Origin of the sequence: Cognaticolwellia aestuarii (assembly GCF_002000025.1) — a bacterium.
In the GTDB taxonomy this organism is placed as follows: domain Bacteria; phylum Pseudomonadota; class Gammaproteobacteria; order Enterobacterales; family Alteromonadaceae; genus Cognaticolwellia; species Cognaticolwellia aestuarii.
Genome location: NZ_MUZV01000001.1, coordinates 1 through 17,610, shown reverse-complemented (window position 1 = coordinate 17,610; position 17,610 = coordinate 1). Strand labels below are relative to the sequence as shown.

17 protein-coding genes are annotated in these 17,610 nt (G+C 37.3%); 4 read left to right on the top strand and 13 right to left on the bottom strand.

Going from position 1 to position 17,610, the window contains the following annotated elements:
* Positions 1–75: 75 nt before the first annotated feature.
* The 7 genes from B0169_RS00085 to B0169_RS00055 form a co-directional block, all read right to left on the bottom strand.
* Positions 76–441, bottom strand: coding sequence for a diacylglycerol kinase (locus B0169_RS00085; protein WP_077283515.1), 366 nt, complete (start codon positions 439–441; stop codon positions 76–78).
* Entirely contained in the window at positions 441–2,129 is a 1,689-nt protein-coding gene (locus B0169_RS00080; protein WP_077283513.1) for a phosphoethanolamine transferase, read from the bottom strand. Before B0169_RS00080 ends, B0169_RS00085 begins: the two co-directional genes overlap by 1 nt.
* Complete coding sequence (locus tag B0169_RS00075; RefSeq protein WP_077283511.1) at positions 2,126–2,311, bottom strand: hypothetical protein; 186 nt, start codon at positions 2,309–2,311, stop codon at positions 2,126–2,128. The genes B0169_RS00080 and B0169_RS00075 overlap by 4 nt, the downstream gene beginning before the upstream one ends.
* A gap of 315 nt (positions 2,312–2,626) precedes the next feature.
* Positions 2,627–4,051, bottom strand: a complete 1,425-nt coding sequence (locus B0169_RS00070) for an ATP-binding protein (RefSeq protein ID WP_077283509.1) — start codon at positions 4,049–4,051, stop codon at positions 2,627–2,629.
* Positions 4,051–4,725 (bottom strand): response regulator transcription factor, encoded by a 675-nt coding sequence (locus tag B0169_RS00065; RefSeq protein ID WP_077283507.1) that lies wholly within the window; start codon positions 4,723–4,725, stop codon positions 4,051–4,053. The genes B0169_RS00070 and B0169_RS00065 overlap by 1 nt, the downstream gene beginning before the upstream one ends.
* A 299-nt stretch (positions 4,726–5,024) precedes the next feature.
* Positions 5,025–5,246: a SlyX family protein gene (locus tag B0169_RS00060; RefSeq protein ID WP_235838419.1), complete on the bottom strand. Its 222-nt coding sequence runs from the start codon at positions 5,244–5,246 to the stop codon at positions 5,025–5,027.
* Positions 5,246–6,268, bottom strand: a complete 1,023-nt coding sequence (locus tag B0169_RS00055) for a WD40 repeat domain-containing protein (RefSeq protein ID WP_179143607.1) — start codon at positions 6,266–6,268, stop codon at positions 5,246–5,248. The genes B0169_RS00060 and B0169_RS00055 overlap by 1 nt, the downstream gene beginning before the upstream one ends.
* A 93-nt stretch (positions 6,269–6,361) precedes the next feature.
* Between B0169_RS00055 and B0169_RS00050 the strand changes: the two genes are divergently transcribed.
* On the top strand, positions 6,362–7,120 hold the full coding sequence (locus tag B0169_RS00050) for an FKBP-type peptidyl-prolyl cis-trans isomerase (RefSeq protein WP_077283503.1): 759 nt from the start codon (positions 6,362–6,364) through the stop codon (positions 7,118–7,120).
* Positions 7,121–7,207: 87 nt separating this feature from the next.
* Here the strand turns inward: B0169_RS00050 and B0169_RS00045 are convergent, their stop codons facing one another.
* On the bottom strand, positions 7,208–8,047 hold the full coding sequence (locus B0169_RS00045) for a lysoplasmalogenase family protein (protein ID WP_077283502.1): 840 nt from the start codon (positions 8,045–8,047) through the stop codon (positions 7,208–7,210).
* Positions 8,048–9,169: 1,122 nt separating this feature from the next.
* Here B0169_RS00045 and hemE point away from each other — a divergent pair.
* Positions 9,170–10,237: a uroporphyrinogen decarboxylase gene (gene hemE, locus B0169_RS00040; protein ID WP_077283500.1), complete on the top strand. Its 1,068-nt coding sequence runs from the start codon at positions 9,170–9,172 to the stop codon at positions 10,235–10,237.
* Between the two features lie 547 nt (positions 10,238–10,784).
* Complete coding sequence (locus B0169_RS00035) at positions 10,785–11,267, top strand: hypothetical protein (protein WP_143323423.1); 483 nt, start codon at positions 10,785–10,787, stop codon at positions 11,265–11,267.
* Between the two features lie 29 nt (positions 11,268–11,296).
* Here B0169_RS00035 and B0169_RS00030 read toward each other — a convergent pair whose 3' ends face one another.
* The 3 genes from B0169_RS00030 to B0169_RS00020 form a co-directional block, all read right to left on the bottom strand.
* Positions 11,297–11,788, bottom strand: coding sequence for a SixA phosphatase family protein (locus B0169_RS00030; RefSeq protein WP_143323422.1), 492 nt, complete (start codon positions 11,786–11,788; stop codon positions 11,297–11,299).
* 79 nt (positions 11,789–11,867) lie between these two features.
* Positions 11,868–13,304 (bottom strand): Si-specific NAD(P)(+) transhydrogenase, encoded by a 1,437-nt coding sequence (gene sthA / locus B0169_RS00025; protein ID WP_077284499.1) that lies wholly within the window; start codon positions 13,302–13,304, stop codon positions 11,868–11,870.
* 75 nt (positions 13,305–13,379) lie between these two features.
* On the bottom strand, positions 13,380–14,498 hold the full coding sequence (locus B0169_RS00020; protein ID WP_077283494.1) for a fatty acid desaturase: 1,119 nt from the start codon (positions 14,496–14,498) through the stop codon (positions 13,380–13,382).
* A 216-nt stretch (positions 14,499–14,714) separates the two neighbouring features.
* Here B0169_RS00020 and fabR point away from each other — a divergent pair, with 216 nt between their 5' ends.
* The gene (gene fabR / locus B0169_RS00015; RefSeq protein WP_077283492.1) at positions 14,715–15,371 is read left to right on the top strand and encodes an HTH-type transcriptional repressor FabR; all 657 of its coding nucleotides are present in this window, start codon (positions 14,715–14,717) and stop codon (positions 15,369–15,371) included.
* On the opposite strand, the gene trmA is transcribed toward fabR, so the two are convergent.
* Both trmA and B0169_RS00005 read right to left on the bottom strand, forming a co-directional pair.
* Positions 15,352–16,446, bottom strand: a complete 1,095-nt coding sequence (gene trmA / locus B0169_RS00010; protein ID WP_077283490.1) for a tRNA (uridine(54)-C5)-methyltransferase TrmA — start codon at positions 16,444–16,446, stop codon at positions 15,352–15,354. The genes fabR and trmA overlap by 20 nt on opposite strands.
* 279 nt (positions 16,447–16,725) lie before the next feature.
* Positions 16,726–17,172: an RNA recognition motif domain-containing protein gene (locus tag B0169_RS00005; protein WP_077283488.1), complete on the bottom strand. Its 447-nt coding sequence runs from the start codon at positions 17,170–17,172 to the stop codon at positions 16,726–16,728.
* Between the last annotated feature and the right edge of the window lie 438 nt (positions 17,173–17,610).

The window sequence follows — 17,610 nt, the reverse complement described above, 5'->3', positions numbered from 1 at the left end:
ACACAATGCTTACCTTAAATAATCAAGCTTAAGACTTACTTAAGTTAAACTGAAATAAAGCTGCTAAGAAGGTTATTAACATAATATAACCAGCCATATGATAATGGCAATTATCATGCTGATTAATACGGCAGCAGAGCCCAAGTCTTTTGCTAATCCCGACAAAGGGTGTATCTCAAGTCCTACCCGATCAACCACAGCCTCAATTGCCGTATTGAGCACTTCGGTAAAAATAATAAATACAATTGCCAGCACAAGTACTACCTGTTCTGCGGCACTAATATTAAAGAGAAAGCTAACCGGAACTGATAAAAAAAGTAACAGTAACTCTTGTTTAAATGCGGACTCATTTTGATACAGCCATTTAAATGCCCGAAAAGAATTTAGCGAAGCTAGATAAATACGTTTTAGTCCTTTGGGTTTATCTTTATTGTTAAACACTAGTTTATAGCCTCTAAATGTTGTTGATTAACTGTCGTGGTTCGAGCAATTGCCGATAGCGATTTACAGTGGATAAATGAATCTTTGTCATTAATATAAGCTGTCGACTGAATTGACATAATACTGAGTAATGTATCAAAAACATTATCATGACTTAACGGCGCACCTGACATTTGGGCGAGACAACTCAAGCTAAAGTCAGTTTGCTGTTTATCATTCCAATAAATCATTGGAATATGTGTTTGCTCTTCAGGAGAAAATGCGTATGGCAGACCATGTAAATAAACCCCTTTTTCTCCTAAAGACTCACCATGATCTGAAACATACAATACTGAGGTTTCCATCGCTTGTTCTTCGGCTAACGTTGCCATCTCATTGATGACTTTTGACAGCACAAAATCGGTATAGGCAATGGTGTTATCGTAAGTATTCACCAGCTCTTCTTGTGTGCAATTTTGTATATCGCTTCGCTGACAGTCAGGGGTAAAAACTCTTTGGTTTTTAGGGTAGCGTTTAAAGTAAGTAGGGCCATGCGAGCCAATCATATGTAGCACAATTAAAGTATTTTCATGAGTCAGGTTTTTTAGCTTAGCTCTTAAAGGCTTTAGTAGGGCTTCATCGTAACAATATTCACCGTCGCATAATGGATTTGAGGTGTCGGTTGCCACTTGCTCGCTTTTAACTCGAGTACAAACGCCTTTACAGCTGCCATTATTATTACTTATCCACAAAACATCAGCACCCGCTAAATGAATAATATCAACGACATTTTGTTGGGCTGTTGCGATACGTTTATCATAATTACGTTTGTCCAACCGTGAAAACATGCAAGGCACGGAAACCGCTGTGGCTGTTCCGCAAGAGCTCATATTTGAAAAGGATACCACACCTTGTTTTTCCGTATATTGATTCGTGTTTTTAGGGTAGCCATTGAGTGAGAAACTCATTGCTCGAGCAGTTTCTCCTAATACCATAACCGTCACATGTTTTTTATTATTTGCGCGAACAATCGATGGTGCTGTGTCTAAAACTTGAAATTTTAATGGTGGATAGAAATAGTGATTTCTGATGTATTTATACGAAGAATCAACCATTTTATAAGGAATAATATAGCTAGCAATATCTTTATTATTACGGCCAACAGAAGCATAGTTAGAATAAAATACACTGGCGACTAGAAAGGCGAATCCAAAGCTGGCGCTGAGTAATTTTAAGCGGCTAAGCAATTCTTTTAAAAACGGTTGATAAGTTAGCTTTACAGAATAAATAAGCCAGCAAGGAATGATAGCAAAAATAATAAAAAAGCCTAAAGCGTAAACGTTTATATAACTTAATGCTTCTGCAGTATCGGTTTCAAAGCTGTTTTGTACCATGCCATAATCAAACACAATACCATAAGTTACAGTGGCATAGAATATCAGTGCTGATACGAGTACTGTTAGTATTAATATGGGTTTTGTTATCCACCTAAAGGCAAGTAAACCTTGTAACAGCAGCATTAAACTGAAAAGAAAAAACGGCAAAGAAGCCAAGAATAATACATTGTAGTTTTCGAGTGCCGCAATCGCTGAAGATGCCCGAGTAAGAAAGGGTAAATTCAATATCAGCGCTAAATAGCTACATGTTATAACTAACAGCTGATTTGGCGTTAGGCTTTGCTCGCGAATAAAGCGGAATATTTTTCTCATGCTGGCTCACTCACTAGTAACATTGAGCTTATCGTGATTAGTGCTACATGGCAGAGCATGTCTGTAGGTAAACCGCGCTTTAATTGCCTAATTGTTGCTGGTTGTAATATGTTAGCTTGGTTTGAAAAGTAGATAGCATTCAGCGCTGTGTTGGCCGCTATTTGATAAAATGTCATTGTCATAAAAACACCTTTATGTAAGTGTTTCTATGTTATTGAAGCTAGCTTAAGATTGGCTTAGTATAAACTGATAAGTCACCTAAATTTGCTTGATAATTTACTTAAGATAACGAGTTACAATATTTATAAGTAAACAAGAAATGTCTGATAAAACATACAAACTAGGGTAAAGCATAGGTAGGAGAAAGCTGAGCTAATCCTTAACATCTAGTGTTGTAGATAAAGTGATAAGGCTTTTACTATGCTATTTTAATTTATTAAAGCGCTAGTATTAAAAAGTTGGCTTTACTGCTATCAGATAAGTATCGCGAGGCTTGATTATACGATGATGGTAAAAGAGAGTTGATTTTTTGACGTTAGGTTTATTCTTATCTCGGCATCAATTTTTTCACAATAAGACTTAACTATTGCTAGCCCTAAGCCATATCGTTGTGAAGAGGTTCTTGATTGATCTTTTTGCCATAAAGGTTCAAAAAACTGTCCGAGCTCTTGCTCTGTATATTGATAAATACTGGTATTTTCAAGACGAAATTTCACTCGCTCTTGGTTGCTATCGAAATTTACCCATATGTTCACTTGGCTATCGGCAGGGCTGTAATGTAGCGCATTACTGAGCAAATTAGTTAATACGGTTTCAAGAGCAAATTCATTGGTTATTACGGTATCAATTTCTGGCGCTATTATTAACGAAACGTCACGTTTTGCTTTATTTTCCCGTTGCAATATAGCCGCCATAAAACTTGTTATAGTAATAGCGCTTTTTGTAAGTTCTGCATTATTAGTACTCTTTTGCAGTAACAAAATACTGCTCACAATACTTTTGAGTCGTTCGGAAATATTGAGTACATCGGTGGTAAAAGAGGTTGATATTTGCTTGTCTTCAGGAAATTTTATCGCGACTTCGCTTAAATTGATCAGCTCTGCAATGGGGGTTTTTAACTCGTGAGCAATATCAGAACTCATTCTTTTTTCTCTGGCATACAGTTTTTTGTTTTCTTTAAGGAAATGATTAATGCCCCCGGCAACAGGCAGTAATTCTTCTGGTAAATTGTCTGTGTTAATAGCATTAATATCTGAATTAAGATTGATAGACTTAATCTCATTATTTAGGCTATCTAGCGGTATTAAGCCGCGCTCTACTACTTTGTAAACAATAAAGTGAACGGCAAACACGGTTGAGAGCGAAGATAAAATAAAAATAATATCAACAAACCAAAGTGTTTGATTTAGACTTTCATTGCTAACCGCATAAGCTAGCATCATAGGTTTTTGATGTTTGGTAACGTTGTTTACTGGTTCAGTAAATTTTTCTCGTATATCACTATCTATTTGCGGTATAAATTGCGTTGTAATCATACGTCCTGAACGGCCATCAGGTAAGGTAACATTGATAATTTTAGCCTCATTTAATACCAGATCAATTTGCGGAAGATTATTAACGTCAAACAAAGCTAAAGTTTTTGAACGTTCAAAAACCTTATTGTCGTACCATAATTGAAAATACTCAGGATCAGTTGCACCAGAAAACTCAGGCATAAACTCATCGGCAAAATCAAAGTATACCTTTTCATTATCTTCATTTACCAAAGTCGTTAACAAGTGCAACTTATTAGTCATCGCTCGATCAAACTCTTGACTGATCCAAGTATCGACACTGATATCAGTTGCTAAAAGTATCGACACTAACAACACTGACACAGAAACCGACAGGTAACGACTTAGCTTTTTCTTAATAGAGTACATCAGTTGTTTTCCACAAAATATCCGAAACCGCGCTTTGTTTTTATCGGTAAATCGTAGCCCAATGCTCTGGTCTTTTTTCGAGTGCTTGATAAATGTGCTTCAATAGAGTTTTTTGCTACAGCATCATACTGTCCCGCTAAGTATTCACTGAGTTTTTCAGGGCAAATAACTTTACCTTGATTAGAGAATAAACACTCAACTAGCTTGTATTCGTTGGGGGTCAAGTTGGCGTCTTTGCCATCGCAATGTAATTGCTTTAAGTGTAGGTCTAAACAAAATGCTCCAATAGTAATAGTCGTGCTATCTATATTTAAGCTACCGCGTCTCATCAAGCATAATAAACGTACATGTAACTCATCAAAAGAGAAAGGCTTAGTGAGGTAATCATCGGCGCCATTTAATAAGCCTTCAATTTTGTCTTCAGTTAAATCTCTGGCAGATAAAATAAGCACACGAAGGTCTTTATTAACCTTTCGAATGGCTTTTAAAATAGCGGTTCCATCAACGGATGGTAGCATTAGGTCTAAAATGAGTAGAGAGTAATCTCCGGCAAGCGCCATGCTTAAACCCTCTGAGCCATCTCCCGTATCATCAACGGTAAAGCCAAGGTTAGATAGCCCTATTTTTAGGCTTCTTCGAAGAGAAGTTGAATCTTCAATGATCAGTATTTTCAAGATAAACCCAATAAAATTTCAGCTAAATATCATTAACATAGCAAACGTAACTTAAGAATAGCTGAGTTTTTGCTGAAAGAATGGAGTAATCAAGTAAATTTTTAGCGTAAGAGCTTGAGTAAGCAATACTTGACGTTTAGCTTTTAAGTAGCTGGCTTAGCTAATTGCTCATCGGTATGCTTGAATTGATTACAGCATTAAAAATAATGTAATTACGGGTATTAATATGGTGTTATTGAGAGGAATGATTTAAGGCACTGCCTTGAATGTGATAGGCAGTGCTTAACGGTAATGCTTGCTTAATAATGTGGAGGAGGGGGTTCTATTTCCTCTTTACCTTGTTGAGCAGGGGTGTTTTCTTTGATTCTATTCGCCAACAGGGCTAGTTGATGTTTAAGCTCAGCAATTTGGCTTTGATGTATCGCTATCTCATGGTTGAGTTGTTCGATAACATCATCTTGAAATGCATTGCGAGTTTCAAGCGACTCTATCGCTTGTTTCAATTCACTACTTGTATTCACTATTTATTTACCTGCCATAATTCGGCGTATCCTGAAGAGCTTTCAGTAATTACTTGGCTATTATCCCTAAAAGCAACACTATAAACAACAGCTCCGGCGGGTCTAATATCGTCTCGCGGCAAAACGCGCCAACTCGTTAGACGATCACCGGTTGCGATAGCCCAAATACTGACTTTACGAGAGGGAGCACCGGTTAATAATTTAGTGCCATCAGGTGAAAACTGTACAGCACTAAAAACCTCTTGGCGATTGAAATAATTTAATTTTGACACAAGCTTGCCGGTTTTTAAGTCCCAAATATTGGCTGACTTCTTACTGTCAGCGGTAAAGGCGTATCGACCTTTAGGGTCAAGTGCCACCATAGTGACGCGACTCGGATGATTAAAACGATAAATAACTTGTCCCGACAAGGTATCCCATACATAAGCAACAAAGTCATTAGAGCCTGAGATGGCAATGCGACCATTGGGCAGCATGTCTACCGCATTAATTTTTTCTTGATGACCTAAAAATTCTAGGCGTCGGCCTGTGGCAAGCGTAATGTGTTCAACTTTACCATCACCTTGGCCTATGAGTAGGTGAGCACCATTATTTGATACCGCAACATCACGAATAGTTGACTCAGAAATCGACCAAAAGCCTTCCGATTGACCACTGTCAATATTCCATAACGAAAAATCGTTGCGATTGGCTGTCAGTGCATGGCTATTATTATTTGCAATATCAGCAACTAAAACTAAATTATCAGCGCTGTTTTGTTGTTGAGACCAAGTATATTTAAGCGCGTTGTTGTCTAAATCCCATAACGTTATGCCATGATGAATTGATGAAACGACACTGTATTTACCATCATTAGAAATGTTAGCTGCGTATGCGCCTTCTGCTGCATGTTGCCACCTTTGCACTGGTGCTTGGCCTGCAGGCTGACAGCCGGCAAGTAAGGCTAATAAAAGCACTATATTGTATTTCAGAAATTTTAAGTTACAGTTCAGCAAAATATTAATACTTTTTTCTTGAGGCATTTATCGTTAGTATAAGCCGCATTGTTTCACAATTCACACATATTTAAATGACTTAGCGGGAATTTCCAACTGAGTAGTAAAACGGAGATGTAAATGAAATTTTTTAAACCGACTTTAGTCGCTATTGCTTTATTGTCAGTTATGGGTTGTCAAGAGTCAGCTACACAAGAAGAAAAAGCTATTGCCCTTGATACCGAAATACAAAAGCAAGCCTATGGTCTAGGCGCTTCAATTGGTATGTACATGGAGCGCAACTTAGAAGAGCACGATAAAGTAGGTTTATCGCTAGACAAATCAATTATCATTCGTGGCTTTACTGATAGCATGGCAGGTAAGTCACAAATTGAAAAAGAAGACATTCAAGCTTTGTTGATGAATTTAGATCAAGCAATGAAAGCAAAGCAAAGAGAGCAAGCATTAGCTAGCGCAGAAGCAAGCTTAGCCGAAGGTCAAAAGTTCTTAGAAGAAAACGCTAAAAAAGATGGCGTACAAGTGACTGAGTCTGGTATTCAGTACGTAGTATTAAAAGCCGCTGAAGGCGAAAAGCCGGTAGCAACTGACACGGTTAAAGTTCACTATAAAGGTACTTTTATAAACGGTGAGCAATTTGACAGCTCATATGATCGTAATCAACCAGCAGTATTTCCTCTTAATGGTGTTATTCCAGGCTGGACTGAAAGCGTACAATTAATGTCTGTAGGCTCTAAGTATAAATTTACTATTCCTTCAGATCTTGCTTACGGACCTAATGGCAAACCACCACAGGTTCCAGGTAATTCAGTACTTGAATTTGAAATTGAATTACTAGAAATTGTTAAGCCTGAAGCGGCACCACAAGTTGGCGACCAATAATAAGGTATTTATCTTTAATCGTTAAAAAACCAACCGCGAGGTTGGTTTTTTATTTTTAGTTAGAACATAACATCTAACCACTGTAATTTAATTGCTTGTCATCGGCTCAAGGGATAATTCAGCTTTTATCTGTAATAACGCGATAGGAAGCTGTTGAATCAAGGCTTGCGAACCGAAGTAAATAATCCAATTGAGATGACTGATTAGCGGAAAATAACCTTGGCCATTGGCGCCAAAAATCCAAAACTTACCAATTAAAGCATCTGCAATCATTGCCAACACTAATCCGGCAGCTGCCCACCAAAGCCGAGTGGGTATTTTTCGTTGTCTAAATGCGCTTATTAACCAAATAGCTGATAGCGCTAAAATACTGACCAAGACAGAATAGGAGGCGGTTATCAACGTAAAAAAAATGTTGGTTGTCGGTAAATGCATATCTTGGTAGGTGGCTAACGCAATAATCATTACTAGCAAGCTACTTATCATAAGTAATTTTTTTGAGAAGCCATTTTTAATCGCTAAATAAGCAATGGCGATCACTAGCATCAAATAGCCAGGAAAGAAAAACAATACTGAATCAGCTAAGTAACTGTGCTGAATTACTTCGTCGTATTGATAAAATAATTGTGGAAAGTTTCTATTAACAATATCACCAGCGGCACAAAAGAGCAGTGAATATAGGCAAACTTTACTGAAAAAATGTGCACTAGTGCTATTTTGCTTAGCGATAAAATTACGGATAGCAACAGCGTTTAAAATCAATAGTAGCATAGTGAGCAATTCAATCATGCCAAAAATCACTCGTTCGGTGCCACTTTGATTAATCGTAAAAATACCTAGCATGGCCATTAGGCTTTGCCCTAAAGCAAAAAGCCATAACAAAAATGCTATTTTACTAAATCGGTTTAGTGTTGGGGCAGATATCATATGTCTACTCTTGTTAATTCACTCTATTGTTAAACTTTATTTGGCCTATTGTTGCCACCTCAATTGATAGGATAACTATTGAGATAATATACTTAAATGCATTATAAATGCCATAGGCCCTTAATAACCATAATACCTTCACATTGAACTCCTGTTAGCTAGAAATGACAGTTTGGTATGGCATTCGCTATTTCAGCTTAGTAGCTGCTTACGTTCAGCCGTGCAATTCTGCTCAGGCCTAAGGTAGTTTAACTAAAATAACTTTACTGAGACTGCGACAACTGGCCATCGCCTTTGCGCACTGATGTTAATGAAGCGAAGTCTTTGTCAGAAGAAGCATACCGCGGCATTAATATGCAGAGCTTTCATGCATTTCATATGAGTTTTATCATTTAAGAGCATCAGGGCTATTTATATCAAGTCATTTAAGGTCACTCTCAGGCCGCTGATTGGCTTATTTAGTTTTATTTTAGGCAATAAAAAAGCCTTACCGAAGTAAGGCTTGAAATGCTCGCTGTGTGGTCTAGTAAACTAGCTTCTTTTTATTTATTTCTTTATTTTTATTATTGTTTTTCTCTAGCGCGGGACAATTTATAGCAAAGGCTTTTTCTCTGTGCAACAACTTTAATAGAGCATATATTCCACGAATATTTTCGTATAATTATTTACGTAACTTTATACTGTCAGAATATTTTACACTTATAAATTAGGTAGTTAAGAGAAAAGAGTGTTTTTTACTAAGCTAAATGATATATGAGTGCTAATAGATTGTGAAAAAGTGTTATCTATCAAGTTGTAAGCACTTATTGGTTAGTTATGAGTACCAGTGAGCAGAATATTTTTCTGGTGTACCACTTGTGAAGTTTTTCGACTTTATTGTCGTAATTGATGGCTCATCGGCACATTATTATTTTTTAAAAAAAATTGAATTATTTTTCATAAAAACTCTTTTTAATCAGCTTGCTGATTTATTGAACGACTTTTTTTAATGGTTAACAAATAGTATTTTGATTAAAAAAATAGTTAACAATGCCATCAGTACGAGGAGATTTGATTTGGAACATAGATCAATAAAATTTGAAGTGCTAGAATGCGCGCATATTATTGCGGAGAAGAACTTTCATGACTGAATTAAAGAACGATACTTATTTGCGTGCGCTATTGCGTCAACCTGTTGATTACACTCCTGTTTGGATGATGCGCCAAGCGGGTCGTTATTTACCTGAGTATCGTGAAGTACGTAAAGGTGCTGGCGATTTTATGAGTGTTTGTCGTGATGCTGATTTAGCATGCGAAGTTACTATTCAGCCGTTACGCCGATTTCCGCTTGACGCTGCCATTTTGTTTAGTGATATTTTGACGATTCCTGATGCTATGGGGTTAGGGCTTTATTTTGAAACAGGTGAAGGTCCTAAATTTGAACGTCCAATTACTTGTAAGGCCGATGTAGATAAAATAGGTATTCCAGATCCTGAAGGCGAATTACAATATGTGATGAACGCTGTTCGTACAATTAAGAAAACCTTGAACGGTGATGTTCCGTTGATTGGTTTCTCAGGTAGTCCATGGACATTGGCAACTTATATGCTTGAAGGCGGTAGTTCAAAAGCTTTCACTAAGATCAAAAAAATGATGTTTGCCGAGCCGCAAACATTACATTTACTGTTAGACAAATTGGCTGACTCAGTTATTTCCTATTTAAATGCTCAAATTGCAGCGGGTGCGCAGTCAGTGATGGTGTTTGATACTTGGGGTGGTGTCTTGTCGCCACGTGATTATAAAGAATTTTCATTGCAATATATGGCAAAAATTGTTGATGGCTTAACGCGCCATAATGACGGTCGCCAAGTACCAGTAACCTTGTTCACTAAAAATGGTGGCATGTGGTTAGAGGATATCGCTGCAACAGGTTGTGATGCTGTTGGTCTTGATTGGACCATTGATATTGAAAATGCTAAAGCACGTGTTGGTGATAAAGTAGCACTACAAGGTAATATGGACCCATCTATGTTATATGCACCATTGCCACGTATTGAACAAGAAGTGTCAAAAATATTAACCGGTTTTGGTGAGGGTGGAACAGGCCATGTATTTAACTTAGGTCATGGTATTCACCCAGATGTGGATCCTGCTCATGCTGGACATTTTATTGATTCGGTACATCGTTTAAGTAAACCATTTCATAAATAAATACTCAGCAATCAGCTTTATGAACAGCTGTTTGCATAGAGGATTATGATGACACTATTTAAGGAGCCTTAGGCTCCTTTTTTATTAGCAGAAATATCATGTAATCTTTTTGGTGGCGTAAGAGTAAACTACGTTAGATTATTTATAACAAAAAGCCTATACAGTTCTCATTCCTGAGCCTTAATCCATGTTTTTATTTTAGTATTTAACCTGAATTCTGGATAATGAGTGTTTGATATTCAAGTGAATCAAAGGCTTAGGTGGCAAAGTAAATGCTATAGCAAGATGAACATCACTAATAGACACCGTCAATGCTTGGTTTTATGCCATTTCCAAGGCAAAAAGTTTATCAATAACGCGCTATTTATCGACGTTTTAACGCAAATAGTGGCTTAAAAGGGAGGATTGAGCAAGTGCTGCTTATCCAGAGTTCAGGTTATTTAATAAATCTTTCTTTCAGATTCAGTGAACAAAAATCTAACGACTATTTTATCGCTTAGCTATCAGGTATGCTTAAACAATAAATGGATTATTGATGGACTTTATAATGACGAAAAATAAACATATTTTATCTACCTTGATGATTGCTTTATTGCTGAGTGCCTGTGGAAGCAGCTCTAAGGATAATGAAGAAAGTGATTTAGTAAAAGTAGATGAACCTACGGCGCAAGAAACTAAGCGTGAAGTTACTGAACAAGAAGCGACTAAGCTTGTTGCAACACCGATTGATGATTTAAAAGAACACAAATTAAAAGAAGTGAAACAAGTGAAAGATAAATTTAGTGGTTGGCAACGTGGTCGTGTACAGTTTCTAAATATAGAAGGTGGTTTTTACGGTATCATTAGCGACTCTGGTGAGAAAATACTTCCAATGAATATGCCGATAGAGTTTGCCCAAAATGGCGCAATTGTTCGAATTAAAGGTAAAGTAAAAAATGTCATGACCATTCAGCAATGGGGCACACCCTTTACTATTACTGAAATTGAATTAATAAAGCCAGGTAATAAAGTAAATGATATTGATATGTAAGCACTATTAATCACAACTTGATAAAGTGTTTAACGACAAGTTAGTGGCTGAGTAAATAGCGTTAAGGTTTTACCACTGTCACTAACTTGTATTTGATATAAATTACGATATTCTTTTTCTGTTAATTCAGCAACATCCATTTCACTGAGTAGTGCAGCCAATTGCGGTGTAGTGTTACTGTGTCCGACCACCAAAGTATTTTGCTTTTGCTTTAGTAATTTTTGTGAAAATTGAGCTAATTTTGCTGGTGAGTATTGCTTAATGGCTAGTCTGTTTTGCTGCGATAAAGGTGTTGCCGTAGCTATTGTACGCTGGTACGGCGTGCTATAAATATGTTTTATTTCTGCATGTTCGAGTATGGTTGCTAATTGTTTAGCTCTAAGTTCACCACATCGGCTAAGTTTAGGATCGTCTTTCGTTGCTTGTTTTTCTGCATGTCTAACTAAATAAAGACTATAACTATCTTCTGCTTGGCTAGGAAAGATAAAAATTAGCAGTGCCGCTAGAAAACCATATTTCATAATATTATCAGCTTTTGGTGAAGTTAAAATATAAAAGCATAGACAAAGCTATCACTGCTTTGTCGATACTGGATTGTGATTAGAAAAGTCGGTTTAAGCCGTTTAATGCCGCTACCCTGAATGCCTCTGCCATGGTTGGATAATTAAAGGTTGTTTCCACAAAGTACTCAATGGTATTACCGCCATTAGTTTGTTGCATGATTGCTTGACCAATATGGATAATTTCAGCTGCGTTCTCTCCAAAGCAATGTATACCTAGTATTTCTTTAGTTTCTCGATGAAAAAGAATTTTCAATGAGCCAACTAAGTTATTTGAAATTTGTGCTCTTGCTAAATGCTTAAATTGTGCCCGTCCAACCTCGTAAGGAATTTTAGCTTCTGTAAGTTCTTGCTCAGTTTTACCTACAGAGCTGATCTCGGGAATGGTGTAAATACCGGTTGGAATATCAACTGTAAGTTTGGTTTTACCCTCACCATCTAGCATTGCGCTGGCACAAATACGTCCTTGATCAAAAGCAGCGCTAGCCAAGCTTGGGTAACCAATAACATCACCGACAGCAAAAATACCCTCTACTTCTGTTTGATAGGCTTCGTTAACTTTTAACTGACCACGGCCATCAGCTTTTAACCCAGCATTCTCTAATTTTAAGTCAGCAGTATTACCTGTGCGACCGTTGGCAAATAATAAGCAATCTGCACGCATTTTTTTGCCTGACTCTAAATGAACAATCACAGAATCTTTATTCGTTTCTACTCGTTCTATTTGCTCGCCATGACGAATGACCACGCCGTTGTTCCATAAGTGGTAGCTTAATGAGTCAGACATCTCATCATCTAAAAATGATAAGAGACGATCACGGGTATTAATTAAGTCAACCTTGACGCTTAGTCCGCGAAAAATTGATGCATATTCACTACCAATAACCCCTGCACCATAGATAATAATATGACGTGGCGAGTGCTCAAGTGATAAAATGCTATCTGAGTCATAAACTCTAGGATGCGAGAAATCAACATTGTCAGGGTGATAAGGACGAGAGCCAGTAGCAATGACAACTTGTTTGGCTGTGATGGTATCAATAGTGCCGTCAGTACGTAATACCTGAATGGTATTACTATCAACGAATGAAGCTTCACCGTAAAAATGTTCAACTTGATTGCGATTATAAAAGCCGCTACGTAAATTTACTTGTTTACGAATAACAGCAGATGCATGACTTAAAATATCTTGAAAGGTGAGTTGTTTGGCATTTTGGCCAGCATTAAATAGCGGGTTGGAATTATACTCGATAAGGCGACTAACTGATTGGCGTAACGCTTTTGATGGGATGGTACCCCAGTGAGTACAGCCACCACCAACATTATGATAGCGTTCGATGATAGCAACGCGTTTATCGCGTTTAGCTAAGTTCATCGCAGCGCCTTCGCCGCCAGGGCCTGTGCCTATAATAATAGCGTCGAAATCATAGCTTTTAGGTGATTTTTTTACTTTTTTGGTTTCAGCTTGTGCTTGTATATTCAACGGTAGACCCTTTAATTCCTGCTTCAATGTTAAAAATTTTAGCAGGAATTAAATCTAAGGTAACTGTTTTTATGCCAGTTTTTCTACCATATTTTGCCAGCTGCGTTGTTGCTCAGCTAATCGGCGCTTAATTTCTTGGTATTGAGCCATTACTTCTGAGTTTTCCACGTCGGCTATTAGTTGCTCACGTTTACTTGCGATTAATGCTTTACGTGCTTCATAAAACTCATTAATTTTATGAATGAGTTCATCGTATTCATGTTGTAGCCTTTCTAATAGTTGTTCAGCATCAGGGTGTGCAGCGATCTTTTCTTTACTACGGAGTAAAATCATAGATAAGCGCGCTTTTTCTATTTTATCTTCAGGTGTCACACGCAATTTTGACGTTAACTTGAGTGGTTCACAGGCCTTGATAAGCCATTTAGTGGGATCAAATTGCCACCAACGAATACCATTTCGATAGTCGTTTTCAAAGATGTGGTGATAGTTATGGTAACCTTCACCAAAAGTAAAAAAGGCTAAAAAACCGTTATCACGAGCGGTATTTTTTTCGGTGTAGGTCTGTTTACCCCAAATGTGTGCCAATGAATTGATGAAGAATGTTGTGTGGTGACTTAGCACTAAGCGTAAAAAACCAATAAGCAGTAAACTACTAATCACATCGCCATGCCATAAACCAAACAATAAAGGTACACCAACATTCATTAAAATAGTTAACAGTAAATAATGTTTGTGCTGCCAAACTACGATTGCATCTTTTTGTAGATCGCGAACGTTATCGTAATCATTGTATCGTTCTGGTTGAAAATCTCTAATCATCCATCCGATATGAGAATGCCAAAAACCCATTTTTGCGGAGTATGGGTCTACATGGTTTTTATCGACATGTTTATGGTGGATACGGTGATCTGAAGACCAATGCAGTGCACTGTTTTGCAAAGCAAATGCACCACCTAAAGCGTAAATTAGGCGTAGTGACCAGTGTGCTTGATAAGTTCTATGTGACCAGAGTCTATGATAACCCGCAGTGATCGACATGCCACAATAGATAAAGCAAATAATTGCTACAGTGATTTCTGCGGCATCAAAGCCATGAGTAAATGCGCGGTAAGGTACTGCGATTGCAGCAAATAAAAAGGTAATGCTGAATACAAAAACATTTAACCAGATAATAGGTGGTTTTTTCATTTATTTTCCATCTAGAGTTAATCACCGAAAATTTCGGTGTACACATGTACGCTATTTTAACTTTACTCGTTGTCGAGTCAAGTATTCAATGTTGATTTATTAACCCCGATAAAAAATTCAACGTCATTAGATTCGCGTAATTTACTAGTAATATTACCTATTTTCAGTATCATATCAACTCGATATAAAGTGAAAGTAATGACTAGGTGTCCGGCTATGAGTGGTATTAGAGCACTACAGAAAGAAAAAACGCGTCGACAATTAATTGATGCTGCCTTAGGGCAACTCAGCAGTGAACGAAGTTTTTCTAGCTTGAGCCTACGAGAAGTTGCAAAAGAAGCAGGATTAGCACCAACTTCATTTTATCGACACTTTTCAGACATGGATGAACTTGGCTTAACTTTAGTCGATGAAGCTGGGCTGACTTTGCGTCAATTAATGCGGCAAGCAAGACAACGAATTGAGAAGGGAGGGTCTGTTATACAAATTTCTGTTCGTACTTTTATGGAGTTTATTGAAAATAACGGCAATATATTTCGATTGTTGTTACGAGAACGTTCAGGAACCTCTGCAGCCTTTCGGGCAGCAGTGAACCGAGAGATTCGTTATTTTACTTTAGAGCTATGTGATTATTTACAGCAAGCAAATAAATTAGATGGTGAAGTTGCTTACTTACAAGCTAATGCCGCCGTGACGATTGTTTTCAGTGCGGGCTCTGATGCACTCGATTGTGATAAAAATGACTTAGCAGAGTTAGCACAACGAACAATTAAACAGTTAAGATTTATTGCTCGAGGTGCCTTTGAGTTTAGCGTTCGTAATGAAAACCGTAGCGAATTGAAAAGTAAAAAAGTTAAAGGCGAGACAAAATAACGCCTGTTTCAACATGATGAGTATAAGGAAATTGATCAAATAGAGCGAAATGCTCTATTTTATGGGTTTTAACCAGTTCGGCTAAATTTTCACGTAATGTTACTGGATTACATGAAATATAGATGATTCGTTCAAAACGACTCACTAGCTCTACACTGTCAGGATCAAGACCTGCTCGCGGAGGATCAACAAGTACGGTTTGATAATTATAACTGGTGAGGTCAAAACCTTCTAAACGACGAAATACTCGCTCGCCATTCATCGCTTGACTAAAGTCTTCACTGGCCATTCTCACGATATCAACATTATCAAGTTTATTAGCGGCAATGTTAACTTGTGCTGATTTAACTGATGACTTAGATATTTCTGTGCCCAATACGCGGTCAAAGTTTTCTGCTAAGGCAATACTAAAATTACCATTACCGCAATATAACTCAATTAAATCTCCGCCGATATTTTTAGTGGCTTGTTGTGCCCAATGCAACATCTTTTCATTTACTTTGGCGTTTGGCTGAGTAAAGCTATTTTCAACTTGTTGGTAATGAAATTGTTTTTCACCAACAGTTAAGGTTTCCATGACATAGTCTTTGTCTAAGATAACTTTTTGCTTTCTTGCTCGTCCGATAATATCTACAGGAGCAATAGCGGACAAACGCGCCTTTAATTGTTTTGCTTGCTCAAGCCATTGCTCATCTAATTGCTTATGATAAAGCAAGCTGACTAACACCTCTCCACTTAGCGTCGCAAGAAAATCTACTTGGAATAGGCGTTGACGTAAAACCTCTTTATCTTTTATATCAGCTAATAATGCAGACATAAATTGATTAATAAGTTCACTGGCAACAGGAAAGTCATCAACTCTGAATTTTTGCTTAGTGTCACTATCAAACATGATGTAATAAAGATCATCGCCCTCATGCCAAACTCTAAATTCAGCGCGCTGACGATAATTTAATGTTGGTGAGGTGAATATTTCAAATGCTGGCAATTCAAACTCAGCAAAATCTGCTGTAATACTTTGCTGTTTTTCATCAAGTTGTGATTGATAATTGTCGGGGTGAATGTGGCTAAACATTGAAATACCTTGTTGATAGTGAATACGACGAACAGATTATGAGGCGAGGATTCTAGCGAGTGCGCCATTTTTGTCTAGTAATTAATAGCTGTATTCTAGAAGAATTAGTTTTTCAAGCATAGCATTTAGTCGAAAATGACCATGATTAATACGCTAAATATAGCTTACTATAAATAGCGTGCCTGTATAATCGCTTGAAAGTTATGCTTAATTTGATGTCTAGATATTAAAAAGCCCACAGAAAAGTGGGCTTATGCTCATGAACAATTTGCTCTGACTTTATTCAGCAGCTTGCTCTGGTCGTTCTTTTGCTTCACGAACTTTAAGTGTTCTTTGCTGGAACTCACTATCATTTAATGATGAAACAGCTTTGTCGGCATCTGCTGATGATATTTCAACAAAACCAAATCCGCGTCTTTTCCCTGTATGTTTATCTTTCATTAATCTTACCGATTGAACTTGACCATATTCGGAAAAAAGTTCTCTAACAGCGGCTTCGTTAGCTCTATATGGCAAGTTGCCAACATAGAGAGTGGTAATACTTGCATCGGCTTCTTCTACATTTGACTCGGCCTTTCCAACTAGCGGCGCGATAAATGCACAAACAAAAGCGACAACTGCAACGCTCATACTTGTTAGCTCGAATACATTACTGCTAGCTAAAAAATAGATAGCAACAGAGAATACTAACGCAACAATTAGCGTTAATGCTTGAGGAGACTTCATAATGGATACCTAATTATTATTTTATAAAAACTTAAATTGCAATTCTATGTTACCCACCTTTTAGTAATGTGCAACTATAAGTGCAATTTTTATTCAATTTAATCAGGTAAGTACCCCTTACCTATAGTTCGAAAGCATTTTTGTCGTGTAACCGAGACTATAGTGCTCATTTATATAACTTTAATGACGTTATTAAGTCCTTATAATAACCAGTAAATATTAAATAGCAGAATACATGGACAATAAATAACATAGCATTTGACTATCATGCACTATGTCCTGAGTGTATTTTACTCCCCTTTAGCTCAATAAAAACACCAGTAGTATAATAAAAAAGCAAACGAACCACTTTTATCAATTTAATTGCAATTAGCGGTTGACGCGGGGCGATAAATCTCTAAAATGCGCTCCACTTCTTCGGGACAAGTCGAAGAGGCG